24 protein-coding genes are annotated in these 25,736 nt (G+C 64.1%); 23 read left to right on the forward strand and 1 reads right to left on the reverse strand.

Annotated features, from left to right (window positions below):
* The first annotated feature begins 44 nt into the window (after positions 1–44).
* The 4 genes from SOM28_RS16310 (at position 45) to SOM28_RS16325 (ending at position 5,042) form a co-directional block, all read left to right on the forward strand.
* Positions 45–917 (forward strand): peptidoglycan DD-metalloendopeptidase family protein, encoded by an 873-nt coding sequence (locus SOM28_RS16310; RefSeq protein ID WP_320468732.1) that lies wholly within the window; start codon positions 45–47, stop codon positions 915–917.
* Positions 918–924: 7 nt separating this feature from the next.
* The gene (rpoS, locus tag SOM28_RS16315; protein WP_320468733.1) at positions 925–1,947 is read left to right on the forward strand and encodes an RNA polymerase sigma factor RpoS; all 1,023 of its coding nucleotides are present in this window, start codon (positions 925–927) and stop codon (positions 1,945–1,947) included.
* A 128-nt stretch (positions 1,948–2,075) separates the two neighbouring features.
* The gene (rlmD, locus tag SOM28_RS16320) at positions 2,076–3,449 is read left to right on the forward strand and encodes a 23S rRNA (uracil(1939)-C(5))-methyltransferase RlmD (protein WP_320468734.1); all 1,374 of its coding nucleotides are present in this window, start codon (positions 2,076–2,078) and stop codon (positions 3,447–3,449) included.
* Positions 3,450–5,042 (forward strand): PQQ-dependent sugar dehydrogenase, encoded by a 1,593-nt coding sequence (locus SOM28_RS16325; protein ID WP_320468735.1) that lies wholly within the window; start codon positions 3,450–3,452, stop codon positions 5,040–5,042.
* Between the two features lie 364 nt (positions 5,043–5,406).
* Here the strand turns inward: SOM28_RS16325 and SOM28_RS16330 are convergent, their stop codons facing one another.
* Positions 5,407–6,093, reverse strand: a complete 687-nt coding sequence (locus tag SOM28_RS16330; protein ID WP_123071980.1) for a Bax inhibitor-1/YccA family protein — start codon at positions 6,091–6,093, stop codon at positions 5,407–5,409.
* 255 nt (positions 6,094–6,348) lie between these two features.
* On the opposite strand from SOM28_RS16330, the gene ndk reads away from it, so the two are divergent.
* The 19 genes from ndk (at position 6,349) to SOM28_RS16425 (ending at position 25,666) form a co-directional block, all read left to right on the forward strand.
* On the forward strand, positions 6,349–6,774 hold the full coding sequence (gene ndk, locus SOM28_RS16335) for a nucleoside-diphosphate kinase (RefSeq protein ID WP_123071979.1): 426 nt from the start codon (positions 6,349–6,351) through the stop codon (positions 6,772–6,774).
* A gap of 126 nt (positions 6,775–6,900) precedes the next feature.
* Positions 6,901–8,070, forward strand: a complete 1,170-nt coding sequence (gene rlmN / locus SOM28_RS16340; RefSeq protein WP_320468736.1) for a dual-specificity RNA methyltransferase RlmN — start codon at positions 6,901–6,903, stop codon at positions 8,068–8,070.
* The gene (gene pilW / locus SOM28_RS16345; protein WP_320468737.1) at positions 8,070–8,891 is read left to right on the forward strand and encodes a type IV pilus biogenesis/stability protein PilW; all 822 of its coding nucleotides are present in this window, start codon (positions 8,070–8,072) and stop codon (positions 8,889–8,891) included. Before rlmN ends, pilW begins: the two co-directional genes overlap by 1 nt.
* 49 nt (positions 8,892–8,940) lie before the next feature.
* A complete protein-coding gene (locus SOM28_RS16350; RefSeq protein ID WP_320468738.1) occupies positions 8,941–9,981 on the forward strand; it encodes a RodZ domain-containing protein in 1,041 nt (346 codons plus the stop codon).
* 28 nt (positions 9,982–10,009) lie between these two features.
* Positions 10,010–11,296 (forward strand): flavodoxin-dependent (E)-4-hydroxy-3-methylbut-2-enyl-diphosphate synthase, encoded by a 1,287-nt coding sequence (gene ispG / locus SOM28_RS16355; protein ID WP_320468739.1) that lies wholly within the window; start codon positions 10,010–10,012, stop codon positions 11,294–11,296.
* A 130-nt stretch (positions 11,297–11,426) separates the two neighbouring features.
* Positions 11,427–12,779 carry a histidine--tRNA ligase gene (hisS, locus tag SOM28_RS16360; RefSeq protein ID WP_320468740.1) on the forward strand — a complete coding sequence of 451 codons (1,353 nt, stop codon included), beginning with the start codon at positions 11,427–11,429 and terminating at the stop codon, positions 12,777–12,779.
* 48 nt (positions 12,780–12,827) lie between these two features.
* Positions 12,828–13,508 (forward strand): YfgM family protein, encoded by a 681-nt coding sequence (locus SOM28_RS16365; protein WP_320468741.1) that lies wholly within the window; start codon positions 12,828–12,830, stop codon positions 13,506–13,508.
* 84 nt (positions 13,509–13,592) lie between these two features.
* Entirely contained in the window at positions 13,593–14,747 is a 1,155-nt protein-coding gene (bamB, locus tag SOM28_RS16370) for an outer membrane protein assembly factor BamB (protein WP_320468742.1), read from the forward strand.
* Positions 14,748–14,755: 8 nt separating this feature from the next.
* The gene (der, locus tag SOM28_RS16375) at positions 14,756–16,093 is read left to right on the forward strand and encodes a ribosome biogenesis GTPase Der (protein ID WP_123071971.1); all 1,338 of its coding nucleotides are present in this window, start codon (positions 14,756–14,758) and stop codon (positions 16,091–16,093) included.
* 169 nt (positions 16,094–16,262) lie between these two features.
* Positions 16,263–16,502: an RNA chaperone Hfq gene (gene hfq / locus SOM28_RS16380; RefSeq protein WP_005666255.1), complete on the forward strand. Its 240-nt coding sequence runs from the start codon at positions 16,263–16,265 to the stop codon at positions 16,500–16,502.
* 32 nt (positions 16,503–16,534) lie between these two features.
* Complete coding sequence (gene hflX, locus SOM28_RS16385) at positions 16,535–17,746, forward strand: GTPase HflX (RefSeq protein WP_229415101.1); 1,212 nt, start codon at positions 16,535–16,537, stop codon at positions 17,744–17,746.
* A 3-nt stretch (positions 17,747–17,749) separates the two neighbouring features.
* Positions 17,750–19,036 carry an FtsH protease activity modulator HflK gene (gene hflK, locus SOM28_RS16390; protein ID WP_123071969.1) on the forward strand — a complete coding sequence of 429 codons (1,287 nt, stop codon included), beginning with the start codon at positions 17,750–17,752 and terminating at the stop codon, positions 19,034–19,036.
* Positions 19,036–19,914: a protease modulator HflC gene (hflC, locus tag SOM28_RS16395; protein WP_123071968.1), complete on the forward strand. Its 879-nt coding sequence runs from the start codon at positions 19,036–19,038 to the stop codon at positions 19,912–19,914. Before hflK ends, hflC begins: the two co-directional genes overlap by 1 nt.
* A 335-nt stretch (positions 19,915–20,249) precedes the next feature.
* Positions 20,250–21,404 (forward strand): ATP phosphoribosyltransferase regulatory subunit, encoded by a 1,155-nt coding sequence (locus tag SOM28_RS16400; RefSeq protein ID WP_320468743.1) that lies wholly within the window; start codon positions 20,250–20,252, stop codon positions 21,402–21,404.
* Between the two features lie 3 nt (positions 21,405–21,407).
* On the forward strand, positions 21,408–22,724 hold the full coding sequence (locus SOM28_RS16405; RefSeq protein WP_123071967.1) for an adenylosuccinate synthase: 1,317 nt from the start codon (positions 21,408–21,410) through the stop codon (positions 22,722–22,724).
* Positions 22,725–22,748: 24 nt separating this feature from the next.
* Positions 22,749–23,288 carry a phosphoribosyltransferase gene (locus SOM28_RS16410; protein ID WP_123071966.1) on the forward strand — a complete coding sequence of 180 codons (540 nt, stop codon included), beginning with the start codon at positions 22,749–22,751 and terminating at the stop codon, positions 23,286–23,288.
* 206 nt (positions 23,289–23,494) lie between these two features.
* Positions 23,495–24,091, forward strand: a complete 597-nt coding sequence (locus tag SOM28_RS16415) for a MarC family protein (protein WP_123071965.1) — start codon at positions 23,495–23,497, stop codon at positions 24,089–24,091.
* A 160-nt stretch (positions 24,092–24,251) separates the two neighbouring features.
* Positions 24,252–24,896 carry a PEP-CTERM sorting domain-containing protein gene (locus SOM28_RS16420; RefSeq protein ID WP_221176226.1) on the forward strand — a complete coding sequence of 215 codons (645 nt, stop codon included), beginning with the start codon at positions 24,252–24,254 and terminating at the stop codon, positions 24,894–24,896.
* A gap of 137 nt (positions 24,897–25,033) precedes the next feature.
* Entirely contained in the window at positions 25,034–25,666 is a 633-nt protein-coding gene (locus tag SOM28_RS16425; protein WP_320468744.1) for a PEP-CTERM sorting domain-containing protein, read from the forward strand.
* Positions 25,667–25,736 lie beyond the last annotated feature (70 nt).

Below are 25,736 nucleotides of genomic sequence, written 5' to 3' on the forward strand. Positions count from 1 at the left end.
GGGCCGCCAGGCCCGCCGTACGCCGATAAGACAATAGAATGCCAATGACACAAGCACCGCGTTTAGCCCTCCTGACGATCCTCATCGGCCTCGTGGCCGGTTGTTCCACCACTACCCGCCAGGCGCCGGTCGTCGAGCGCCCCGTTACCGCCGCCCCAAGCCGGCCAGCGCCCGCGCGCGTGGAAGAAGCGCCGAAACAGGACGAGCGCGGCATGTACACCGTGCGCAAGGGCGACACCCTGCTGCGCATCGCGCTCGACTTCGGCCAGAACTACCGCGACCTGGTTGCCTGGAACAACCTGAATAACCCGGACGACATCAAGGTCGGCCAGGTATTGCGCGTAAACCAGCCGGATGGCGAGCGCACCGCCAATGTACAGACCCAGCCGGTGCCGATGCCGCCGTCGGCCAGCGTGCCGCGCAAGACCGAGCCGCGCGCCGACAAGACGCCTTACAGCGACGGCAAGGTGGCCACCACCACGCCGCCGGCCACCACCGCACCGGCCACGCCGGCGGCACCGGCCGCCCCGGCTACTGCTGCCGACGAAGCGCGCCTGAGCTGGATGTGGCCGTCGGAAGGCCGCGTCGTCGCCACCTTCGACGATGGCCGCAACAAGGGGCTGGACATCGCCGGCAAGCTGGGCCAGCCAGTGGTTGCCGCCAGTTCGGGCAAGGTAATGTATGCTGGCAGCGGCATCCGCGGTTATGGTAATCTCGTCATCGTCAAGCACAGCAACAGCCTGTTGTCCGCCTATGCCCACAACCGCAAGATCGTGGTCAAGGAGGGCGACAACGTCAGCCGTGGCCAAGTGATCGCCGAGATGGGCGACTCCGACGCCGATGCCGTCAAGTTGCACTTCGAGATTCGTCAGCAGGGCAAGCCGGTCGACCCGACGAGGTTCTTGCCCGTTCGTTAGGAACGGTATGACGCAGCCGCCGCACTCGCTGGACCAGGACGATACGGATGAGTTTCCGGATGAGCCGGAAAGCGAGCGCGTGCATGCTGATGACGATACCGACCGGGCCGACGGCGCGGCCGACCAGGAGCCGCTCGCGCGCCATGCCAGCGTCGAGACAGTCGACGAGCTGCGCAAGGTCTTGCAGGCCGAGCTCGCGACCGACACCACCCAGCACTACCTGAACCAGATCGGCGCCAGGCCGCTTCTCACAGCCGTCGAGGAAGTCCACTTCGCCACGCTGGCCAAGGCCGGCGACTTCGGCGCGCGCCAGAAGATGATCGAGCATAACCTGCGCCTGGTCGTCTCGATCGCCAAGCACTACATCAACCGCGGCGTGGTCCTGCTTGACCTGATCGAAGAGGGCAATATCGGCCTGATGCGCGCCATCGACAAGTTCGAGCCCGAACGCGGCTTTCGTTTCTCGACCTACGCCACCTGGTGGATCCGCCAGAGCATCGAGCGCGCCATCATGAACCAGGCCCGCACCGTGCGCCTGCCGGTGCACATGGTGCGCGAACTCAACGGCGTGCTGCGCGCCAAATACCACCTCGAAGCGCAAAAGCACGACGGCAAGGAAGCCTCGAGCGACGACATCGCCAGCCTGGTCGGCCGTCCGGTCGAGGAAGTGCAAGACATACTGACCCTGTCCGAGCACGCGACTTCGCTCGATGCGCCGCTCGACAACGATCCGCAGTCGAGCCTGATGGACATGCTGCCCGACGACGGCGAAGGCAGCCCCGACGCCCACGCCGAGCAGCAAGAGGTGGCGCTGCTGGTGCGCGACTGGCTGACCCGGCTGCCCGACAAGCAGCGCCTGGTCGTCACTCGCCGTTTCGGCCTCGATAACGACGATCCGGCCACCCTGGAAACCCTGGCCGAGGAGATGGGCGTGACGCGCGAGCGGGTGCGCCAGATCCAGCAGGAGGCGCTGGTCAAACTCAAGCGCGCGATGGCGGCGCGCGGCGTGGTGCGCGATTCATTGCTGTAACGACAAGGCCTCCGGTAGCGTCCACTTCGATTCCTTGCTATCATCCGCCGTTCTTTTTTGCGCGGCCTTTGAAGCATGCGCCGCCGGCCAGGGCCAGCTCCCTGCCTTCACTCCACTTTCTCATCACCATGCAAGAAATCTTCATCGACATCAAATCCCTCGACATGGACGGGCGCGGCGTGGGCCACCTCGAGAACGAGGACGGCTCGCCAGGCAAGGTGATCTTCGTCGAAGGCGCGCTCCCGGGCGAGCGCGTCAGCTTTGAGACGACGCGCAAGAAAAAGAATTGGGAGGCGGGCCGCATGGTCACCCTGCAGCGCGCCTCGTCGATGCGGGTCGAGCCGAAATGCCAGCATTTCGGTGTCTGCGGCGGCTGCTCGATGCAGCACCTGGAGCCGGGCGCCCAGGTGGCGATGAAGGGCCGCGTGCTGGAAGACAATCTGTGGCATATCGGCAAAGTGAAGGCCGAGATGATCATGCGCCCGATGTACGGCCCGACCTGGGACTACCGCTACCGCGCGCGCCTGTCGGTGCGCCACGTGGCGAAGAAGGGCGGCATCCTGGTCGGCTTCCACGAGCGCGGCTCGTCCTTCGTGGCCGACATCACCACCTGCGAGATCCTGCCGGACCACGTCGCGCGCCTGCTGGTGCCGCTGCGCGAACTGATCGCGAGCCTGTCGATCTACGACAACCTGCCGCAGATCGAAGTGGCGATCGGCGAGGAAAGCACGGTGATGGTGCTGCGCATCATGGAATCGCTGACGGGCGCCGATGAAACCCTGTTGAAAGCCTTCGCCGACCAGTGGGGCATCCAATGGTGGCTGCAGACGAAAGGCCCTGACACTGCCCATCCGTTCTACCCGCTGGGCAAGGAGCTGTATTACACGCTGCCGGAATTCGGCATCCGCATGCCGTTCAAGCCGACCGACTTCACGCAAGTCAACCACCAGATCAACCGGGTGCTGGTGGCGAAGGCGCTGCGCCTGCTCGACGTACAGCCGCAAGACCGCGTGGCCGACCTGTTCTGCGGCCTGGGTAACTTCACCCTGCCGCTGGCGACCCAGGCGCGTGAAGTCGTGGGCATCGAGGGCAGCACCGCGCTGACCACGCGCGCGCTGGACAATGCCAGGGCCAACGGCCTGGCCGCAAAAACCTCGTTCTCGACCCGCAACCTGTTCGAAGTCACCAAGGACGACCTGGTGGCGCTCGGCCGGTTCGACCGCATGCTGGTCGATCCGCCGCGCGACGGCGCCATGGCGCTGGCGACGGCGCTGGCCGAACTGCGCGAGACCCACGAAGCCCTGATGCCGCAGCGCATCGTCTACGTGTCGTGCAGCCCGTCGACCCTGGCGCGCGACGCCGGCATCCTGGTGCACAAGGCGGGCTATGTGATGAAGAAGGCGGGCGTGGTGAATATGTTCCCGCACACCTCGCACGTCGAGTCGATCGGCGTGTTCGAGCTGGGCGCCAAGCCGGTGCCGGCAGCTGATGCGGTGGCCTGAGTGAGGCAGCTCGGTCGCCACGCGGCAGCCTTGCTGGCCGCCGCCGTCGCGACTGGGATGGTCGCCAGCCTGGTCCAGACCCAGGTCAATCTCGCTGAACTCACCGCGCTCGGCGCGACGATTCCGCTGTCGCTGCGGGCCTGGACCACGCTGCAAGACCTGGCGGGCTTCGGCCCGGTCATGATCGGGATCTCGTTCGCGGCGCTGCTGCCGGCCATGCTGGTCGCACACGCGATCGGGCGCGCGGCCGGGCCGGCGCGCCGTGCGCCTCTATTCGCTGCGGCCGCCGTCGCCGGCTTGTGGGCGGCATTCTGGCTGATGCTCAACGTGATTCCCATGCCGGCGATCGCCGCGACCCGCGGTGGGCTCGAGCACGCGCTGATGGCCATGAGCGGCATTGCCGGCGGCCTGGTCTATGCCCACATGACGTCGCCGGCGCAGCGAGCCGCACAGCCGCGGCGCCAGATGCTGGTGGCGGCGCTGATGGCCCTGGTTCCCGCGGCGCTCTTCCTTATTACCTCGCCGGGCGCGGCCGACAAGCTCGAGGCGGTCGATCCTGCCACTTACCGGGTTGAAACTGTGGCGAAGGGACTCGATCGGCCGTGGTCGCTGGTTTTCCTGCCGGACGGCCGCCTGCTCGTCACCGAGATGGCCGGGCGCCTGCTGGTCATCGGCAGGGATGGCGCGAAGACGCCGATCGGCACCGGCGGCCTGCCGCCTGTGTTCCAGCGCGGCGGCACGATCGGCCTGATGGACGTCGCCCTCGATCCCGCTTTCACGCGCAATGGCTTGATCTACCTGACGATGGGCCATGGCGAGGAGGGCGCCAATGGCACGCGCCTGGCGCGGGCCAGGCTGGAGAATGACCAGTTGGAAGACGTCCGTATCCTGTTCAGTTCCACGCCGAAGCCGCGCGCCGGCAATAACGGCGGTCGCATCGCCTTCCTGCCCGATCAGACTCTGGTGCTGACGGTCGGCGACGGCAACTGGCGCCGAGAAGAAGCGCAGAACGTCGCCAATCACCTGGGCACGGTCGTCCGGCTCGACCGCGACGGCCAGGCGCCGCCCGACAATCCTTATATCGGCCGTCCCGGCGCCGCGCCCGAGGTCTACAGCCTCGGCCACCGCAACCCGCAGGGCATCGCCGTCGATCCGGCCAGCGGTGAGCTCTTGCTGACGGAACACGGCGCGCGCGGCGGCGACGAGATCAATCAGATCGTGGCGGGCAAGAATTACGGCTGGCCGCTCGTCACGGCCGGCATCGATTATCCGTTCGGCCGCGTGACGCCGTTCAGCCGCCTGGCCGGCTTCGAGGCGCCGCTGCTGGAATGGACGCCGTCGATCGCGCCTAGCGGCCTGGCGGTCTATCGCGGCGACCAGTTCCCCGACTGGCGCGGCGACCTGCTGGTGCCGGCACTGCGCGGCCGCGCCCTGCACCGCGTCGTGCGCGATGGCGACAGGATCGTCGGCCAGCAGACGCTGTTGGCAGAACTGAATCAGCGCCTGCGCGACGTCAAGGTCGGCCCGGACGGCGCAATCTACGTCCTGACCGATGGCGTCGATGCCAGCCTGCTGCGTTTGACGCGCCCATGAAAAAACCGGCCCGCAGGCCGGTTTCTTATCGAGAAACAGCGATCGATCAGTCGTCGCCGCCCACAGCTGGGGTCAGGTCTGACATTCATTGTTCCGTGTTCAGACACGGCCTCGACAGCAAACGCCCACAGCTGGGGTCAGGTCTGACATTCAGACACGGCCTCGACAGCAAACGTCCTTGAAGGCTGAGCTCGTGTCCAAATGTCAGACCTGACCCCGTTGTTCCGTGACCCCGTTGTTCCGTTGTTCCGGGACGGCGCGATCTACGTCCTGACCGATGGCGTCGACGCCAGCCTGCTGCGTTTGACGCGCCCATAAAAAAACCGGCCCGCAGGCCGGTTTCTTATCGAGAAACAGCGATCGATCAGTCGTCGCCGCCCACGATGCCCAGCAGGCGCAGCAGGCTGGTGAAGATGTTGAACACGTTCAGGTAGATCGACAGGGTGGCGGTGACGTAGTTGGTCTCGCCGCCGTTGACGATGCGCTGCACGTCATACAGGATGAAGGCCGAGAAGATACCGATCGCCAGGACCGAGATCACGATCGACAGCACCGACATCTGCAGGAAGATGTTGGCGACGACCGCCAGCAGCAGGACCACGACGCCGGCCATCAGCCAGCTGCCCATGCCCGAGAAGTCGCGCTTGGTGGTGGTGGCGATGCTGGCCATCACGGCGAACACGGCGGCGGTACCGCCGAAGGCGGTCATGATCAGGCTGCCGCCGTTCGAGTAATTGAGCGTGTGGGTCAGCAGCGGCGCCAGCATCAGGCCCATGAAGAAGGTGAAGCCGAGCAGCAGGGCGACGCCCAGGCCGGAATCCTTGTTCTTCTGGATCGCCCACATGAAGCCGAAGGCAACCGCGAGGAAGATGACGAAGCCCATGATGCCGGTGAATGCGATGCCCAGGGAGATGCCGGTGAAGGCGCCCAGGACGGTAGGAATCATCGACAGCGCCAGCAGCCAATACGTGTTGCGTAACACTTTGTTACGCGTGGCCTGACCACCTTTGCTCAGGTCGATGGTACTTTGCTGTTGGGTACTAGGGTACATATAGTGCCTCCGGTTAAATAAATGGTACTTGCGAGTGCTACGCGAGGTACGTCAGCTTGATCCTATCGCATCTTTCTTAACTGAAGATGAAGAAACGATCACATTGGACGGACTTTTGCCGCCACTGTAACCCATGCTTGCCGCTACCGCAATATCGGATATCTGGGGCAGGTATGGTAAAATTAAAGGTTGATTGAGTCCCAAAGTTCAAACGAATTTCTCAGTTCAAAACCTTTCTTTTATTGGAGTTTTCTCATGGCAATCGAACGCACCCTGTCCATCATCAAGCCGGACGCAGTTGCAAAAAACGTGATCGGCAAAATCTATAGCCGTTTCGAAGAAGCCGGCCTGAAGGTCGTGGCTGCACGCATGGTGCAACTGTCGCGCGCTGAAGCCGAAGGCTTCTACGCAGTGCACGCTGCACGTCCGTTCTTCAAGGACCTGGTCGACTTCATGATCTCGGGTCCAGTGATGATCCAGGTGCTCGAAGGCGAAGGCGCGATCCTGAAAAACCGCGACCTGATGGGCGCTACCGATCCGAAGAAAGCCGACGCCGGCACCATCCGCGCCGACTTCGCTGACTCGATCGACGCCAACGCCGTTCACGGTTCGGACGCTGCCGAAACCGCCGCTGTGGAAATCGCTTACTACTTCCCAGCACTGAACGTCTACTCGCGTTAATTAGTAAGGGGGAACGCAGTCCGGGCGTTCCCCGGATTGATTCCCCCGGACTAATTTAAATGAGTAACCCGCTTGCCCGCAGCCAAGGGCTGGCGCAAGCGGGTTCAGAAATATAGGAATTTAGCCATGACAACTCTCACCAACCTGCTGGACTTTGATCCCGCGCAACTCGTCGCCTATTGCGCCGACTTGGGTGAGAAACCGTTCCGCGCCAAGCAATTGCAACGCTGGATACACCAGTTCGGCGCGGCGGACTTCGATAGCATGACCGACCTGGCCAAGTCGCTGCGCGAAAAGCTCAAGACGCGCGCCGAAGTGCGCGCGCCGGCCATCGTCAGCGACCAGACCGCCACCGACGGCACCCGCAAATGGCTGGTCGACGTCGGCAACGGCAACGCGGTCGAAACCGTGTTCATCCCGGAAGAAAACCGCGGCACGCTGTGCATCTCCACGCAAGCGGGCTGCGCCGTCAACTGCCGTTTCTGCTCGACCGGCAAGCAGGGCTTCAACCGCAACCTGACGGTGGCCGAGATCATCGGCCAGCTGTGGATGGCCGAGTTCGAGCTGCGCCGTACCAAGGGCATCGAGCCCGGCCCGAAAGGCGAGCGCCAGATCACCAATGTGGTGATGATGGGCATGGGCGAGCCGCTGCTGAACTACGAGCCGACCGTCACCGCGCTCAAGCTGATGCTCGACGATAACGCCTACGGCCTGTCGCGCCGCCGCGTGACCCTGTCGACCTCGGGCGTGGTGCCGAATATCGACAAACTGTCGCAAGACGTGCCGGTGGCCATGGCCGTGTCGCTGCACGCCTCGAACGATGCGCTGCGCGACATCCTGGTGCCGCTGAATAAAAAGTATCCGCTGCGCGAGCTGATGGCCGCCTGCAAGCGCTATCTGGAATTCGCGCCACGCGACTTCATCACCTTCGAGTACTGCATGCTCGACGGCTTCAACGACAGCGACGAGCACGCGCGCGAACTGATCGCGCTGGTAAACGATCCGGTGGTGGGCGTGAACTGCAAGTTCAACCTGATCCCGTTCAACCCATTCCCCGAGTCCGGCCTGTTCCGCTCCAAGAATCCGCGCATCAAGGCCTTCGCCGAAGTGCTGATGAACGCCGGCATCGTGACCACCGTGCGCAAGACGCGCGGGGACGACATCGACGCCGCCTGCGGCCAGCTTGCGGGCGAGGTCAAGGACCGCACCCGGGTGGCCGAGCGCATGGAAAAGATGGCCGAATACCAGAAGAAGTTCGGCGCCGATTTCGGCCGCATCGTGGAGATCCCGACCTGATGAAATTCGCCGCCGCCTGGCTCGCATTCGCATCGACCCTGTCCCTCGCTGTGCTGGCCGGTTGCGCCAGCACGGGGGCGGGCGGCGCGGCGACCGCGCGCGACGGCGAACTCAGGACCGCCTCGGACCAGACCGCGCTGGAAAAGCGCGCCTCGATCCGGGTGCAGCTGGCGGTCGGCTACTACCAGGAGGGCAAGCACGAGATCGCCCTCGACGAAGTCAAGCAGGCGCTGGCGGCCGATCCCAACTACGCCGACGCCTACGGCCTGCGGGCCCTGATCTATACCTCGATGGGGCAGTTCCCGCTGGCCGACGAGAACCATCGCCACGCGTTGCGACTCGAACCGGGCAATCCCGAGTTCGCGAACAACTACGGCACCTTCCTGTGCCAGTCGGTGAACAAGCCGGCCGAAGCACTGCGTTATTTCGATGCCGCGCTCAAGAGTCCCACTTACCAGACGCCGCTGTCCGCGCTGATCAATGCGGGTGGGTGCAGCATCAAGAACCGGAATGTCGACGCGGCCGAGCGCTACCTGCTCGAGGCCCTGCGTCTGAACCCGACGTTGCCGGCGGTGAATGCCGGCCTGGCGCGGGTGTACTACGAGCGGCGCGACATGCAGCGCGCCGGTTTTTTCGTGAATCGCCTGATCGAGTCGGCAAGCATCGAGACACTGCCGGCCGACGCGCTCTGGCTCGCGCTGCGCGTACAGCGCAAGCTGGGCGACCGGACCCATGAAGCGACGCTGGCGGCCCAGCTGCGGCGGCGCTTCCCCGGTTCGCCCGAGTACGCGGCGTTCGAGCGCGGCGCTTTCGACGAGTAAGCAAAAAAACAAGCTCAACTAGAAGCTCACACGGACAAGGACGAGGACAATGAACGAGCAAGCAGATCAGCCGGCTACGCCAGGCAACCAGCCCGGCATCCCTGGCAAGACCCTGCAATCCCAGCGCGAGGCGATGGGCTGGAGTGTGGAACAGGTGGCGGACCAGCTGAAGCTGGCCCCGCGCCAGGTGGTGGCGCTGGAAGCGGGCGATTACGCTGCGCTACCGAGCCCGGCAGTGACACGCGGCTTCGTGCGCGCCTATGCCAAGCTGCTCAAGATCGACGCTGCGCCGCTGGTGTCGATGATCGAACTGAATATGCCGCCGGAAGCCCAGGCCGGTGCTCCCATCAATACCGGCGCCGTGCGCCGCGAACAGCGTCCGGCCACGTTCTCCGAGAACCGTTTCCCGATGGGCGGAAAACGCAACCGCCTGCCGCTGGGCTGGATCGCCGCCGCCGTGGTGGTGGCCGGCGCCGCCGTCGCGGCCTGGCAGTTCGACCTGATTCCAAACCTGCAGCGCGATGGCGAGCCGGGCGACGCCACGGTGCTCGAGAATCCTGCCGCCGGCGTCGTTGCGCCGGGTTCGGCGCCCGCGAGTGGCGCCCACCCAGGCCTGATCAATCCGTCGGTACCGCTGATCTCGGTGCCGGCGCCGGCCGGAGAAAGCACGCCGCCAGCGGCAGCTCCCGGCTCGGCACCGGATGCCGCGCCGGCCACCCCGACCGCACCGATGCCAGCCGTGCCGCCGCCGGCCGCCGGCACGCCGAGCGCCGCCTCACCTGGTGCGACGCCGGCCCCTGGCGTCTCGACCGCCGCAGCGCCGGTCATCGCCGTTGCGCCCACCGCCGGCGCCAACACCCTGGTGCTGAACGTGCGCGAGGATTCGTGGGTCGAAGTGCGCCCGAGCGCCGGCGGCCGTCCGCTGATCTCGCGCCTGGTCAAGGGCGGCAGTACCGAATCGATCGAGCTGACCGGCCCCGCGACCCTGGTCGTCGGCGCGCCTGGCGGCGTGAGCGCAACCCTGCGCGGCGCCGATATCGCGCTGCCGCCGCAGCCGGGCCGCACCATCGCGCGCGTGGCGCTGAAATAATTAGCTGGAACAAGCTGGAACAAAACCGATGAACTCGTTGAATCAAGGCTGCATCTCCGAAGCAATTCCCTCCGGCCCGCTGGCGCGTCGCGCCAGCCGCAAGGTGGCCGTCTCGCACGGCGCCCGTACGGTGTGGGTGGGCGGCGACGCGCCGGTGGTGGTGCAGTCGATGACCAATACCGACACCGCCGACGCGATCGGCACCGCGATCCAGATCAAGGACCTGGCGCGCGCCGGTTCCGAGATCGTGCGCATCACGGTCGACACGCCGGCGGCGGCTGCCGCCGTGCCGGCGATCCGCGAACAGCTCGACCGCATGGAAGTCGACGTGCCGCTGGTGGGCGACTTCCACTACAACGGCCACCTGCTGCTGCGCGACTATCCGGAATGCGCGCAGGCGCTGTCGAAATACCGCATCAATCCGGGTAATGTGGGGCAGGGCGCCAAGCGCGACACCCAGTTCGCCCAGATGATCGAGATCGCCGCCAAATACGACAAGCCGGTCCGCATCGGCGTCAACTGGGGCAGTCTGGACCAGTCGCTGCTGGCCCGCATCATGGACGAGAACGCCGCGCGCGCCAATCCGTGGAGCGCCCAGGCGGTGATGTACGAAGCCCTGATCACGTCGGCGATCGAGAACGCCGTGCGCGCCGAAGAAGTCGGCCTGGCGCGCGACAAGATCATCCTGTCGTGCAAGGTCTCGGGCGTGCAGGACCTGATCGCGGTCTACCGCGAACTGGCGCGCCGCTGCGACTACCCGCTGCACCTGGGCCTGACCGAGGCCGGCATGGGCAGCAAGGGCATCGTCGCCTCGACCGCGGCATTGTCCGTGCTGCTGCAAGAGGGCATCGGCGACACCATCCGCATCTCGCTCACGCCTGAGCCGGGCGGCGACCGTACCCGCGAGGTGGTGGTGGGCCAGGAAATCCTGCAAACCATGGGCCTGCGCAAGTTCACCCCGATGGTGATCGCCTGCCCGGGTTGCGGCCGTACGACCTCGACCGTGTTCCAGGAGCTGGCGGACAATATCCAGACTTTCCTGCGCGAGCAGATGCCGGAATGGAAGAAAACCTATCCAGGCGTGGAAGCGATGAACGTGGCCGTGATGGGCTGCATCGTCAACGGCCCGGGCGAATCGAAGCATGCGAACATCGGCATCAGCCTGCCGGGCACCGGCGAATCGCCGGCCGCGCCGGTGTTCGTCGATGGCCAGAAATTCGCGACCCTGCGCGGTGAGCGCATCGTCGACGAGTTCCAGGCCATCGTGCTCGATTATGTGAAGAAGAATTACGGCCGAGAATCGGTAACGCAATAGAATACGGCCACCGGCCACAACACGTCGTTCCCGCGAAGGCGGGAACCCAAGTTTTCCAGCGCTGCCGTAACGCATGCAAACTTGGGTTCCCGCCTCCGCAGGAACGACGGTGATTTGAGAGCTAACACTTATGTCCAAACCAGAAAAAATCGTCGCCATCAAAGGCATGAACGACATCCTGCCGCAAGATGCGCCGCTGTGGGAGCTGTTCGAGAACACCACCGAAACGATCCTCAAGAGCTACGGCTACCAGAAGATCGTGACCCCGATCGTCGAGCAGACGGGCCTGTTCGCGCGCGCCATCGGCGCCGTCACCGACATCGTCGAGAAGGAGATGTATTCCTTCGAAGACTCGATGAACGGCGACCAGTTGACCCTGCGTCCGGAAGGCACGGCCAGCGTCGTGCGCGCCGTGCTCGAGCACAACCTGGTCTACGACGGCCCGCGCCGCCTGTGGTACAAGGGCCCGATGTTCCGCCACGAGCGTCCGCAGCGCGGCCGCTACCGCCAGTTCTTCCAGTTCGGCGCCGAAGCGATCGGCTTCTCGGGCCCGGACATCGACGCCGAGATGATCATGATGTCGCGCCGCCTGTGGGATGACCTGGGCCTGCAGAACGTGCGTCTCGAACTGAACTCGATCGGCAATGCCGAAGAGCGCAACCGCCACCGCGCCGACCTGATCGTGTATCTGGAAAAGCACGAAGACATCCTCGACGCCGAAGCCAAGCGCCGCCTGCACAGCAATCCGCTGCGCATCCTGGACACCAAGAATCCGGCGATGCAAGAGATGGTCAATGCCGCGCCGCGCCTGCTGGATTACCTGGGCGAAGAGTCGCTGGCCCACTTCAACGGCGTCAAGGCGCTGCTGGACAAGAACGCGGTGCAGTACACCGTCAACCCGCGCCTGGTGCGCGGCCTGGATTACTACAACCGCACCGTGTTCGAGTGGGTCACCGACGAGCTGGGCGCCCAGGGCACCATCTGCGCCGGCGGACGCTACGATCCGCTGATCGAGACCTTCGGCGGCAAGCCGACCCCGGCGGTCGGTTTCGCGATGGGCATGGAACGCATCATCGAGCTCATGAAAGGCCTGGGCGAACCGGCCGAGCCAAACGTGTGCGACGTCTACATGGTCCACCAGGGTGAAGAAGCGCAACTGCAGTCCTTCATCCTGGCCGAGAGGATTCGGGATGCCGGCCTGGATGTTGTGTTACATTGCGCAACTCCAACGGGTGCGGGCAGCTTCAAGAGCCAGATGAAGAAGGCCGATGGCAGCGGCGCGGCCTTTGCCGTCATCATCGGCCAGGACGAGATCGCGAACAATGCCGCGCAAGTGAAGACCATGCGCGGCGAGATTGGCGAACAGCAGCAGGCCAGCGTGCCGTTCGAGGAAGTGGTCGACTACCTGGTCGACCAGATCGTCGGTGGACATGTTCACGGCCCCGACTGCGACCACGACCACGACCACGTGCACCGGCATTAATCCCGGCACGGGCCACATTTTCGAACCACTCACTACAAGAATACGCACATGGCATACGATCACCAGGAACAGGAACAGCTTGATTCCTTCAAGGCGTTCTGGTCGCAGTACGGCAATATCATCATCTGGGTCCTGATTCTCGCGCTCGGCTCCTACGCCGGCTGGAACTACTGGAAAACCCACCAGCGCAACAAGTCGGTCGAGGCGTCGGCGCTCTATGACGAGCTGCAGACCTCGCTGCTGGCGAACGATAATGCCAAGGTGCAGCGCGTCGCGGGCGACATCCGCGCCAAGTACGAATCGTCGGCCTACGCCACGATGGCGGCCCTGGCCGCGGCCAAGACCGCCTTCGAAGCCAACGACCTGAAAACTGCCAAGACGCACCTGCAGTGGGCGGCCGAGCACGGCAACGACGAATACAAGTCGATCGCCAACCTGCGCCTGGCCGGCGTGCTGCTGGACGAGAAGGCATTCGACGAAGCGCTGAAGGTCTTGAACGGCAAGTTCCTGCCGCAGTTCACGTCGGAAGTGAACGACCGCAAGGGTGACGTGCTGGTCGCGCAGAACAAGTTGAACGAAGCGCGCGCGGCCTATGTCGCGGCGATCGCCGCCATGGATCCGAATGCGCCGGGCCGCCAGCTGGTGCAGATCAAGCTGGAAGCGATCGGCGGCACCGTGCCGGCAGATAAGAAATCGGAAGCAGCTGCCGAGCAAAAGGCAGCCGCGTAATCCTCCCCCATGAGAGGGCCCGCGCACGCCTGACGGCGGCGCGGGCCTTGCGTCCTCTATAGTCCAGGAACAAGGTAGAACAAAATGCGTATTTGCAGCAAGCTTGTTGGTGTCGGCGTACTGGCCCTGATGACGGGTTGCTCGACCCTCAATTCGCTCAATCCATTCGCGTCTGAAAAGAAGGGCGACCAGCCGGCCAAGCTGGTCGAGCTGAAAGGCAGCATGGCCGTGCGTACCGCATGGAAACTTGATATCGGCAAGGCGCACGGCTACACCTTCTCGCCCGCGCTGACCGGCAACACGGTGGTCGTGGCCGGCGCCGACGGCGCCATCGCGCGCGTCGAAGCCGCGAGCGGCAAGCAGCTGTGGCGCATCAAGGCCGATACCGAACTGTCGGCTGGCGTCGGCACCGACGGCAACCTGATCGTGGTTGGCGCCGACAAGGGCCAGCTGCTGGCCTTCGACATGGACGGCAAGAAATTGTGGACGAGCCAGCTGTCGAGCGAAATCCTGTCGGCGCCGGTGGTGTCGCAAGGCATCGTCGTGGCGCGCTCGATCGACAACCGCATCGTCGGCATCGATGCCGCCAATGGCAAGACCAAGTGGACCGTGCAAAAGGTCGCGCCGCCGCTCACCCTGCGCAATGCGCCGGGCATGATCGTGGCCGGCGGCGACGTCATCGTCGCCCAGCCGGGCGGCAAGCTGTCGTCGATGATCCTGGCCACCGGCGCGCCGCGCTGGGACGTCGAGGTGGGCGTCTCGCGCGGCGCTACCGAACTGGAGCGCGTGACCGATATCGGTGGCGCCCCGGTGCTGTTCGAGAACGAGGTGTGCGCCGCGTCCTATCAAGGCCGCGTAGGCTGCTTCGACCTGGTCACCGGTTCGGCCAAGTGGACGCGCGACCTGTCGTCCGACGCCGGCGTCGCCGTCGACCAGTTGTATGTGTTCGCACCCGACGACAAGGGCGCCCTGCATGCCTTCACCCGCGACACGGGTTCTTCCAGCTGGAAGAACGACAAGCTGGCCTTCCGCCGCCTGTCGACCCCGCTGTCGTATGGCCGCGCCGTCGCGGTCGGCGACTTCGAGGGCTTCGTGCACTTCCTGTCGCGCGAGGACGGATCTTTCCTGGCGCGCGCAGCGACCGATGGCAGCCCGATCATGGGCACGCCGCTGGTGGCCGGCACAAACCTGATTTTTCAAACACAAAATGGAACTGTGACCGCCATCGCGGTCGAATAGAATAAAACATGAAGCCGGTAATCGCACTCGTAGGTCGTCCCAACGTCGGGAAATCGACCTTATTTAACCGCCTGACCCGTTCGCGTGACGCGCTGGTGGCCGACCTCCCTGGCCTGACACGCGACCGCCACTATGGCGAAGGCCGGATTGGCGAACGGCCATTCCTGGTCATCGACACGGGCGGTTTCGAGCCGGTCGCCAAAGAAGGCATCATGCACGAAATGGCGCTGCAGACGCGCCAGGCCGTGGCCGAGGCCGACGTGGTCGTGTTCATCGTGGACGGCCGCCAGGGCCTGACCCCGCACGACAAGACCATCACCGACTTCCTGCGCAAGAGCGGCCGCAAGGTCATGCTGGTGGTGAACAAGTCGGAAGGCATGAAGTACACCTCGGTCACCGCCGATTTCTATGAACTCGGCATGGGCGACCCTTACGTCATCTCCGCCGCCCATGGCGACGGCGTCACCGACCTGGTCAACGAGGCGCTCGACATGGCTTTCGAAGGCCGTCCGGAAGAGCCCGAAGAGCTCGAGCCGGCCGACCACGGCTTCAAGATCGCCATCGTCGGCCGTCCCAACGTCGGCAAGTCGACCCTGATCAACACCCTGGTCGGCGAGCAGCGCGTGATCGCCTTCGACATGCCGGGCACCACCCGCGATTCGATCGAAGTGCCGTTCGAACGCGACGGCAAGCGCTTCACGCTGATCGACACCGCCGGTATCCGCCGCCGCGGCAAGGTGTTCGAGGCGATCGAGAAATTCTCGGTGGTCAAGACCATGCAGTCGATCTCGGACGCCAACGTCGTGATCCTGCTGCTCGACGCCCAGCAGGATATCTCGGAGCAGGATGCGCACATCGCCGGCTTCATCCTTGAGTCGGGCAGGGCGCTGGTCGTGGCCGTGAATAAATGGGATGGCCTGCAGACGCAGGACCGCGACGAGGTCAAGATCGACCTCGACCGCAAGCTGGACTTCCTCAGTTTCGCCAAGACCCACTTCGTGTCGGCGCTGCGCGGCACCGGCGTGTCGCAGCTGATGAAATCGGTCGAAGCGGCCTATGCCGCCGCCACCGCCAACCTGTCGACGCCGCGCCTGACGCGCGCGCTGCAAGAAGCGGTCGAGAAGCAGGAGCCGAAGCGCAAGGGTACCTCGCGTCCGAAGATGCGCTACGCCCACCAGGGTGGCCAGAACCCGCCGATCATCGTCATCCACGGTAATGCCCTCGAAGGCATTACCGAGCCGTACAAGCGTTATCTGGAAAAGCATTTCCGCGAGACGTTCAGCCTCGTCGGCACGCCGCTGCGGATCGAGCTGCGTAGCGGTAAAAACCCGTTTGCCAAGGATTGATTTGCCGAGGCGATTAAGTCGTTCTTAAACTTAGCAGTACGACAAAAACCGGCAAAACAGGTTACAGTAGGCTTAGGGCTGCATTCGCTCACGCAGAATATGGCCCTAGCTACTTGAAAACCGGCAAATCGCCTCAAACTTTTAACTACAACAACATTACGGAGCTGTTATGAGCAACAAAGGGCAACTGTTACAAGACCCATTCCTCAACGCCTTGCGCAAGGAACACGTCCCTGTCTCCATCTACCTCGTCAACGGTATCAAACTCCAGGGCCATATCGAATCCTTCGACCAATACGTCGTTCTGCTTCGTAATACCGTGACCCAGATGGTCTACAAGCATGCCATTTCCACCGTCGTGCCGGCACGTGCCGTCAACCTCAACCTTGACTCCAACGAAGCCGAGTAAGGCCGATGGCTGACGCCCCCGGCACTCCCACCTTGCGCGCAGCGCTGGTCGGCATCGACTTTGGGACTGGCGACTTTGCCGCCAGTCTCGAAGAGCTGTCGCTGCTTGCGCGCTCCGCCGGCGCCGATCCGATCACCACGATCACGGCGAAGCGCAGCAGCCCGGACCCCGCGCATTTCGTCGGCAGCGGCAAGGCCGACGAAATCGCCCTCGACGCCAAGGCCCTTGGCGCCGAGATCGTCATCTTCAATCACGCTCTCTCTCCCGCCCAGCAGCGCAACCTGGAACGCCGTCTCCAGCTGCGCGTGATCGACCGTACCAGCCTGATCCTCGATATCTTCGCGCAGCGCGCCAAGAGCCACGAGGGTAAACTCCAGGTCGAGCTGGCGCAACTGCAGCACCTGGCCACGCGCCTGATCCGCGGCTGGACCCACCTTGAACGTCAAAAGGGCGGTATCGGCCTGCGCGGTCCGGGTGAAACCCAGCTCGAGACCGACCGCCGGCTGATCGGCGAGCGGGTCAAGATGCTGCGCGCGCGCCTGGCCAAGCTGCGCAAGCAGCACGAAACCCAGCGCCGCCAGCGCGGCCGCAACAAGACTTTTTCGGTGTCGCTCGTCGGTTATACCAATGCCGGCAAGTCGACCCTGTTCAACACGCTGACGAAAGCCGGCGTGTACGTGGCGAACCAGCTGTTCGCGACCCTCGACACCACCAGCCGCCGCATGTACCTGAACGACGAGGTGGGCAGCGTCGTGATCTCGGACACCGTCGGTTTCGTGCGCGAACTGCCCCACCAGCTGGTGGCGGCTTTCCGCGCCACGCTGGAAGAAACCATCCATGCCGACCTCTTGCTGCACGTGGTCGACAGCGCCTCCCCGACGCGCATGGAACAGGTCGAACAGGTCAATGAAGTCTTGCGCGAGATTGGCGCAGATCATGTTCCGCAAATTTTGGTATGGAACAAGATCGATGCCGCCGGCCTGGAACCTGGGATCGAGCGTGATGAGTATGATAAGATCAACCGGGTTTTCATCAGCGCCCACAGTGGCGCCGGCCTGGATCTGCTGCGTTCGGCAATCGCCGAGGCAGCCGCGTCCGCGCCGGGGTCAGGCGGGTACAGCAACCCAGAAAACGAAGAGCAGGACGAAGCCTTCGGGCTCGCCGAGGACGACGCGTCGGTGGACGCGCACCCCGGCGGTCTTGCCGACAATATGCCAACTTCCACCCATGTCAGGCCCAACTAGCCTATGCTTGTTTCTCTACTAAAAAGATTCGGCGTCAAACTGTCGCTGAACGACCCACGCTGGGGACGCAACCCCGAAGACGACCGCAAGGCCCAGGATGGTCGCCGCCCCGGTGACGGTCCTCCCGACCTCGACCAGATGTGGCGCGATTTCAATGCGCGCCTGAACCGCATGTTCGGCGGCCGCGGCAACAATAACGGCGGCGGCGACAATGGCAGCCCGCGCGGCGAGATGCGCGGCGCCGGCATCGGCGCCGGCGTGATCGCCATCATCGTCGGCTTCATCTGGCTCGCCAGCGGCGCCTTCATCGTGCAAGAGGGCCAGGTCGGCGTCGTGACCACCTTCGGCAAGTACAGCCACTCGACCACGCCGGGTTTCAACTGGCGCTGGCCGTATCCGTTCCAGGCCCACGAGACCGTCAACACCTCGCAGATCCGTACTGCCGAGATCGGCTACCGTGCGAACGTGCGCAACAAGCAGCCGCAAGAAGCGCTGATGCTGACCGATGACGAAAACATCATCGACATCCAGTTCGCGGTGCAGTACACGCTCAAGGACCCGGTCGCCTGGTTGTTCAACAACCGCGACCAGGACGACAGCGTGCGCCAGATCGCCGAGACCGCGATCCGCGAAGTGGTCGGCCGCAACAAGATGGACTTCGTCCTGTACGAAGGCCGCGAGAAAGTCGCCGCCGACGTGCATTCGATGATGCAGGCGATCGGCGACCGCTACGCGCTGGGCGCCCTGATCACCAACGTGACGATGCAGGGCGTGCAGCCGCCGGAGCAGGTGCAGAGCGCCTTCGACGACGCCGTGCGCGCAGGACAAGACCGTGCCCGTGCCCGTAATGAAGGTGAAGCGTATGCCAACCAGATCATCCCGGCTGCGCGCGGCCAGGCCTTCCGCCTGCAGCAGGACGCCGAAGCGTACCGCTCGATGGTGGTCGAGAACGCGACCGGTAACGCCTCGCGCTTCGACCAGGTGGTGGCAGCTTACTCGCGTGCCCCGGCCGTGACCCGCGACCGCATGTACATCGACACCATGCAGCAGATCTTCACCAGCACCACCAAGGTGATGATCGACTCGCGCGCCAACAACAATATGCTGTACCTGCCGCTCGACAAGCTGATGCAGCAGCAGGCAGCTAACGACGCCCAGGTCGGCAGCAAATCCGGTCCGGTGCAGTTGCAGCAGAACGGCCAGCCGGCCGAAGTGACCCAGGCCTTGGAAGCGGTGCGCCAGCGAGACGAGCGTAGCCGCGATACCTCACGCGACAGGGAGACCCGCTGATGAACCGCCTCGTAACTATTTTCGTCGCGGGCTTCATCGCACTGATGCTGCTGTCGTCCACGATCTTCGTCGTCGACCAGCGCCGCTTCGCGATCGTGTTCGCGCTCGGCCAGGTGAAGGAAGTGATCGCCCAGCCGGGCCTGCACTTCAAGCTGCCGCCGCCGTTCCAGAACGTGATCTACCTGGACAAGCGCATCCTCACGCTGGACACGCCTGACGCCGACCGCTTCATCACGGCCGAGAAGAAGAACATCCTGGTGGATGCCTTCATGAAATGGCGTATCGAAGATCCGCGCCTGTACTACGTCAGCTTCGGCGGCGACGAAAGCCGTGCCCGCGACCGCATGTCGCAGATCATCAAGGCGGCGCTGAACGACGAGATCACCAAGCGCACCGTGCGCGAAGTGATTTCCGGCGAGCGCGCCGCGGTGATGGCGGCGGTGCAGGCCAAGGTCGTGGCCGAAGCCAAGGAGATCGGTGTCGGCATCGTCGACGTGCGCCTCAAGCGCGTCGATTACATCGAGCAGATCAACAACTCGGTGTACGAACGCATGCGCGCCGAGCGCGTCCGCGTCGCCAACGAGCTGCGTTCGACCGGCGCCGCCGAGTCGGAACAGATCCGCGCCGATGCCGACCGCCAGCGCACCGTGATCATCGCCGAAGCCTTCCGCGACGCAGAGAAGGTCAAGGGTGACGGCGACGCGAAAGCCTCGGCCATCTACGCCGACGCCTTCGGCAAGAACCCGGAATTCGCCCGCTACTACCGTTCGCTCGAAGCCTACCGCGCCAGCTTCAAGGACCGCAGCGACGTGCTGGTGGTGGATCCGAGCTCGGAGTTCTTCAAGTACATGAAGCAGCCGGGGGCATCGGGCCGCTGATGTGTGGCTCCGCTTGAGTGCGGGGCTGTTCATGCATTACTTGGGTTCCCGCCTTCGCGGGAACGACGGTTTTGAAGCTAGGTGAGAAACGTATAGCGCCTCTGTTCACCTCCTGCCAAAGCACGTCGTTCCCGCGAAGGCGGGAACCCAAGTCATTTGCAAGCCACCACCCCGATCAGCACCTCAAACCGTGGCAGATTATCAACCTGCCACCATGTCTAGACAGCATTCCATTCCTTGATCTGCCCGTTTTCGGGTAAAATCACCGATTCGGCGTTCGCGCCATGCGCTGGCACGCCCATCGCAAATACAATCCCAACTCCCATCTGTTGCCCATGCCGAACTGGCTATTGCCTGAGAATATTGCCGATGTCTTGCCGTCCGAAGCGCGCAAGATCGAAGAGCTGCGCCGCCTGATGCTCGATAACTTCCGGCTCTACGGCTACGAGCTGGTCATGCCGCCGCTGCTCGAGTACACCGAGTCGCTGCTGGCAGGCGCCGGCGAAGATACCGATTCGAAGACCTTCAAGGTCATCGACCCGCTGTCGGGCCGCCTGCTCGGCCTGCGCGCCGACATGACCACGCAGGTGGCGCGCATCGACGCCCACCTGCTGAACCGCGAATCGATCACCCGCCTGTGCTATGCCGGCAGCGTGCTGCATACCCGTCCGTCGGGCCTGCACGCCACCCGCGAGCCGGTGCAGATCGGCGCCGAGATCTACGGCCATGCCGGCCTGGAAGCCGACGCCGAGATCCAGGAACTGGCCCTCGGCTCGCTGGCCCTGGCCGGCTTCACCAATGTGCGCCTGGACCTGGCCCACGTCGGCGTGCTGCGCGCACTGCTGAACGAAGACCCGGCCGCCAAGCGCGACGAGACCCAGATATATTGCCTGCTGCGCGCCAAGGATGCGCCGGGCCTGGACGAGATCTCGACCAATTACTACCCGCAGACCCGCCAGGCGCTGCTGGCGCTGCCGCACCTGTACGGCGACGTCGAGGTGCTGGCCAAGGCGCGCGAACAGCTGCCGGCGCTGCCGGGGATCGGGCGCGCGCTGGCCGAACTGGCGGCGCTGGCGGCTGGCGCCATCGGCCGCGCCGACGTGGCGATCGACCTTGCCGACCTGCGCGGCTACCAGTACGAAAGCGGCGCCATGTTCGCGCTGTACGTGCCGGGCCTGCCGAACGCCGTCGCCCGTGGCGGGCGCTATGATCATGTGGGCGAAGCCTTCGGACGCGCGCGTCCGGCGACCGGCTTCTCGCTCGACCTGCGCGAACTGGCCCGGCTGCTGCCGACGGCCGAGCGCAAGCATTCCATCCGCGCGCCGTGGGGCAACGCCCCCGAGCTGAAGGAAAAAATCGCTGACCTGCGCAAGGCAGGCGAAGTCGTGATCCAGAGCATGCCTGGTCACGACAATGTTCAGGACGAGTTCGAGTGCGACCGCGTGCTCGTCCTCGAAAACGGAAATTGGATTCTCAAAAACTTAGGTTAAGTGATGTCAAATACTAACGTGGCAAAGAACGTCGTTGTCATCGGCACCCAGTGGGGCGATGAAGGCAAAGGTAAGATCGTCGACTGGCTCACCGACCACGCCGCCGGCGTGGTGCGTTTCCAGGGCGGCCATAACGCTGGTCACACCCTGGTGATCAAGGGCCAGAAGACCGCGCTGCAGCTGATCCCGTCGGGCATCATGCGCGAAGGCGTGGCCTGCTACATCGGCAACGGCGTCGTGGTCTCGGTGCCGGACGTGATGCGCGAGATCGACAAGCTGCAGGCTGCCGGCATCGAAGTCGTGTCGCGCCTGAAGATCTCCGAGGCGTGCCCGATCATCCTGCCGTACCACGTCGCCATCGACAAGGCGCGCGAAGCCAAGCGCGGCGAGAACAAGATCGGCACCACCTGCAAGGGCATCGGCCCGGCGTATGAAGATAAAGTCGCGCGCCGCGCGATCCGTATCGCCGACCTGCTCAACGCGGAACGCTTCGCCGAGAAGCTCAAGGAAAACCTGGACTACCACAACCACGTGCTGGTCAACTACCTGGGCGGCGAAGCAATCGACTTCCAGACCACCTACGACGATGCGATGGCCCTGGTGCCGCGCCTGCGTCCGATGGTCGCCGACGTGTCGTCGCTGCTGTACGCAGCCCACAAGGCCGGCGGCAAGCTGCTGTTCGAAGGCGCGCAGGGTTCGCTGCTCGACGTCGACCACGGCACCTATCCGTTCGTCACTTCGTCGAACTGCGTGGCCGGCAATGCCGCCGCCGGCGCCGGCGTCGGCCCGAACATGCTGCACTACATCCTGGGCATCACCAAGGCCTACACCACCCGCGTCGGTTCGGGCCCGTTCCCGGCCGAACTGCCGACCGAAGAAGGCGTGGGCGAGCACCTGTCGCGCATCGGCCATGAATTCGGCACCGTGACCGGCCGCGCCCGTCGTTGCGGCTGGTTCGACGCCGCGCTGCTGCGCCGCTCGGTCCAGATCAACGGCGTGTCGGGCATGTGCCTGACCAAGCTGGACGTGCTGGACGGCATCGAATCGCTGAAGCTCTGCACCGGTTACAAGATCGACGGCCGCGAGGTCGACATCTTCCCGGTCGGCGCCGAAGAAGCCGCCCTGTGCGAGCCGGTGTACGAAGAAATGCCGGGCTGGACCGAGACCACCGTCGGCGCCAAGTCGATGGAAGAGCTGCCGGCCAATGCCCGCGCCTACATCAAGCGCATCGAAGAACTGGTTGGCGTGCCGATCGACATGGTGTCGACTGGTCCGGACCGTGAAGAAACCATCGTCCTGCGTCATCCGTTCGCAGCATAAATCAAGAAGAATCTGGAGTAGAAGATGAATACCCCCGTATCGACGGACAAGGACCTGTGGGTCTCCTGGGATGAATACCACCGCCTGATCGAGCGCCTGGCGCTGCAGGTTTATGAATCGGGCTGGAAGTTCGATCAGGTGCTGTGCCTGGCGCGCGGCGGCGTGCGTCCTGGCGACGTGTTCTCGCGCATCTTCGACGTGCCGCTGGCGATCCTGTCGACCAGCTCGTACCGCGAAGAAGCCGGCACCAAGCAAGGCGACCTGGACATCTCGAAGTACATGACCATGACCAAGGGTCCGCTGGCCGGCCGCGTGCTGCTGGTCGACGACCTGGCCGATTCGGGCGTGACGCTGCGTAAAGTCAGCCAGCACCTGACCGAGAACTACCCGCAAGTGACCGAAGTGAAATCGGCGGTCATCTGGGTCAAGGGCACGTCGTCGATCCGTCCGGATTACTTCCTGGACGATCTGCCGCACAATCCGTGGATCCATCAACCGTTCGAAGAGTATGACGGCCTGCGCCCGCACCAGCTGGCGGCGTGGTTGAAGAAATTCGAGAAGTAAGCAGACCGCTGCAGCTACCCAGTTAGCCGCCGCCCGCCCGTCGTCCCCGCGCAGGCGGGGACCCAAGTTTTTCAGCGCACCACTTGCTTCAAGCGAAGTGGCTGCGCAAGCGAGCTTGGGTCCCCGCCTTCGCGGGGACGACGTCGTTTCGGGCCTCTGGTAGTATTGCGTCACCAAAACTTTTGGCATCCCAACAATAACAAGCCATGACCCAAAGCTTCTTCCAGACCTTTATCCTGCTCATCCTCGTCACCGACCCGTTCGGTAACGTTCCCCTGTTTGCCGCCGCCCTGAAAGACACGCCGATCGAGCGCCGCAACAAGATCGTGATCCGTGAGTGCGGCATCGCCTTCCTGCTGCTGTTGACGTTCATGTTCTTCGGCAAGCACTTCCTCGAAGCGCTGCACCTCTCTCCCGTCGCACTGCGCATCGGCGGCGCCGTCATCCTGCTGATGATCGCGATCCGCATGATCTTCCCGCACCCGGACGGCGTGCTGGGCAAGAGCGAAGGCGGCGAGCCCTTCATCGTGCCGCTGGCGATTCCCGCGCTGGCCGGTCCGTCGGCGCTGGCGACGGTGCTGCTGTTTTCTTCCACGAGCTTCACCGACACGATGGTGCACGTCGCCGCGCTGGCTGCCGTGGGCATCGTGTGGCTGATGGTGTTCCTGAGCGCCGAGAAGCTGCAGCAAAAACTCGGCCCGCAAGTCATGACCGCCTTCGAGCGCCTGATGGGCCTGATCCTGACGGCGATGTCGATCGAGATGCTGCTGGGTGGCATTCGCGAATTCGTTCAGTCGCTGTAACTGTCGGGTTTCTTTACAGTGATCGTGGTGTAGGGTGTGATGCAACTTTAGTTGCTTGATTCCTAAGGAAATTGTTGGTGTGGTGTGCTTTTTGCTTAGGCAGAAGCACCTTCCTTTCGATGGGAGGACACAAGACCAACTATTTCTGAAGGGATGTCAGATGAAATTCGCAAAACAACTTGCCGCCACGTTCGTCCTGGCGGCCGCGGTCATCGCACCGGCCAGCGCCAATATCGTCGTCGACGGCAGTTTCGAGGCATTCGGCGACGAAGGCGCATGGCAAACCGAGAGCTGGAGCCAGTACCAGCGCGGCACGCAGGACGGCGGCTTCTCGGCGGGTACCGGTTGCACCATCGGCACCAATTTCGGCTGCACGCTCAGCCAGACCCTGACCACTGTCGCCGGTCAGCGCTACGACCTGAGCTTCTGGCTGTACGCCGACGGCGTTGTCGACAGCAATGGCAACATTGTGTCGAATTTCGATAACGGCTTGCGGGTCTGGTTCGGCGACGAGATCGTCCAGACCATCATCAATTTCCCGACGACGAATACGAGCGGGAGCTTCAACCCCGGTGGACCTTCGACGCTGATCACCATCAGCAATATCCTGGCGACTTCCGCATCGACCGTCCTGCAGTTCGCCGGCTACCACAATCCGGCCGGCATCTATCTCGACAACGTCGTGGTCGAGGCAGTGCCTGGCGAAGAGCCGGGCGAGGTGCCGGAGCCGGGCACGCTGTCCCTGCTCGGCCTGGCAATGGGCGGACTGGCGCTGGCGCGCAGGCGCCGCGTGCGTGCCGGCTGAGGAGCAGGTCCTGCCGTCCTGAAGCCATCTGTGCAGGACTCGCCACCGCATTGACTCCCGTCAGATGGCGTTCCTTGACTTCGTCCTCGTGAAAATCAATCATCGTTTACTCCCGGATGTGTTCAGAGGAGGTCTCGATGAAATCCGTAATGCGTGTTGCCGCGGCAATCCTGCTTGCGGTGGCGGTCGCCGTGCCGGCAAGTGCCAATATTGTCCGCGACGGCAGTTTCGAATTGAACGATGGCACGTGGGAACTCACCGAAGGCTGGTTTCTGGGCGACGCCGGCCGCGGCGCGCAAAGCGGGGTCAACTCGCTCAGTACCGGCTGCTTCGGGCCCGAGTTCTCCTGCTTCGCCACCCAGGTCCTGCCGACGACGATCGGCCAGCGCTACGACCTGAGCTTCTGGCTGTACGCCGACGGCGTGATCGGCCCGGGAGGCTTCCCGATATTTCAGTTTGATAATGGAATACAGGTGATGTTCGGCGACGCGCTGGCCACGGCCATCTACAACTTCCCGACCACGAACACGTCCACCGATATCACGACGGGCGGCCCGTCCACGCAGATCGTCATCCGCAACCTGCTGGCGACATCGGCGTCGACCATCCTGCAGTTATCCGGCTACCACGACCCTTCGGGCATCTTCTTCGACGACGTCTCGGTCGAGCTGGCGATCAGCCAGATCCCGGAGCCAGGAACCTTGTCGCTGATCGGCATGGCGCTCGGCTGTCTCGGTCTGTGCAGGCGGCGGCGCGCGCGGGGAGACTGAGCGGCAAGCAGCCCTGTTCCGGTCATCCGTGCGGGAGTCGCCGGACAAATCTGTCACACTGCAATTGCGT

Source organism: Massilia sp. CFBP9026, assembly GCF_034045165.1.
GTDB lineage: Bacteria > Pseudomonadota > Gammaproteobacteria > Burkholderiales > Burkholderiaceae_D > Telluria > Telluria arenae.

What these genes read in the sequence shown, in the direction of transcription:
- SOM28_RS16310 (WP_320468732.1), top strand. Translation starts at nt 45, where the DNA reads ATGACACAAGCACCGCGTTTAGCCCTCCTGACGATCCTCATCGGCCTC.
- rpoS (WP_320468733.1), top strand. Translation starts at nt 925, where the DNA reads ATGACGCAGCCGCCGCACTCGCTGGACCAGGACGATACGGATGAGTTT.
- rlmD (WP_320468734.1), top strand. Translation starts at nt 2,076, where the DNA reads ATGCAAGAAATCTTCATCGACATCAAATCCCTCGACATGGACGGGCGC.
- SOM28_RS16330 (WP_123071980.1), bottom strand. Translation starts at nt 6,093, where the DNA reads ATGTACCCTAGTACCCAACAGCAAAGTACCATCGACCTGAGCAAAGGT.
- ndk (WP_123071979.1), top strand. Translation starts at nt 6,349, where the DNA reads ATGGCAATCGAACGCACCCTGTCCATCATCAAGCCGGACGCAGTTGCA.
- rlmN (WP_320468736.1), top strand. Translation starts at nt 6,901, where the DNA reads ATGACAACTCTCACCAACCTGCTGGACTTTGATCCCGCGCAACTCGTC.
- pilW (WP_320468737.1), top strand. Translation starts at nt 8,070, where the DNA reads ATGAAATTCGCCGCCGCCTGGCTCGCATTCGCATCGACCCTGTCCCTC.
- SOM28_RS16350 (WP_320468738.1), top strand. Translation starts at nt 8,941, where the DNA reads ATGAACGAGCAAGCAGATCAGCCGGCTACGCCAGGCAACCAGCCCGGC.
- ispG (WP_320468739.1), top strand. Translation starts at nt 10,010, where the DNA reads ATGAACTCGTTGAATCAAGGCTGCATCTCCGAAGCAATTCCCTCCGGC.
- hisS (WP_320468740.1), top strand. Translation starts at nt 11,427, where the DNA reads ATGTCCAAACCAGAAAAAATCGTCGCCATCAAAGGCATGAACGACATC.
- SOM28_RS16365 (WP_320468741.1), top strand. Translation starts at nt 12,828, where the DNA reads ATGGCATACGATCACCAGGAACAGGAACAGCTTGATTCCTTCAAGGCG.
- bamB (WP_320468742.1), top strand. Translation starts at nt 13,593, where the DNA reads ATGCGTATTTGCAGCAAGCTTGTTGGTGTCGGCGTACTGGCCCTGATG.
- der (WP_123071971.1), top strand. Translation starts at nt 14,756, where the DNA reads ATGAAGCCGGTAATCGCACTCGTAGGTCGTCCCAACGTCGGGAAATCG.
- hfq (WP_005666255.1), top strand. Translation starts at nt 16,263, where the DNA reads ATGAGCAACAAAGGGCAACTGTTACAAGACCCATTCCTCAACGCCTTG.
- hflK (WP_123071969.1), top strand. Translation starts at nt 17,750, where the DNA reads ATGCTTGTTTCTCTACTAAAAAGATTCGGCGTCAAACTGTCGCTGAAC.
- hflC (WP_123071968.1), top strand. Translation starts at nt 19,036, where the DNA reads ATGAACCGCCTCGTAACTATTTTCGTCGCGGGCTTCATCGCACTGATG.
- SOM28_RS16400 (WP_320468743.1), top strand. Translation starts at nt 20,250, where the DNA reads ATGCCGAACTGGCTATTGCCTGAGAATATTGCCGATGTCTTGCCGTCC.
- SOM28_RS16405 (WP_123071967.1), top strand. Translation starts at nt 21,408, where the DNA reads ATGTCAAATACTAACGTGGCAAAGAACGTCGTTGTCATCGGCACCCAG.
- SOM28_RS16410 (WP_123071966.1), top strand. Translation starts at nt 22,749, where the DNA reads ATGAATACCCCCGTATCGACGGACAAGGACCTGTGGGTCTCCTGGGAT.
- SOM28_RS16415 (WP_123071965.1), top strand. Translation starts at nt 23,495, where the DNA reads ATGACCCAAAGCTTCTTCCAGACCTTTATCCTGCTCATCCTCGTCACC.
- SOM28_RS16420 (WP_221176226.1), top strand. Translation starts at nt 24,252, where the DNA reads ATGAAATTCGCAAAACAACTTGCCGCCACGTTCGTCCTGGCGGCCGCG.
- SOM28_RS16425 (WP_320468744.1), top strand. Translation starts at nt 25,034, where the DNA reads ATGAAATCCGTAATGCGTGTTGCCGCGGCAATCCTGCTTGCGGTGGCG.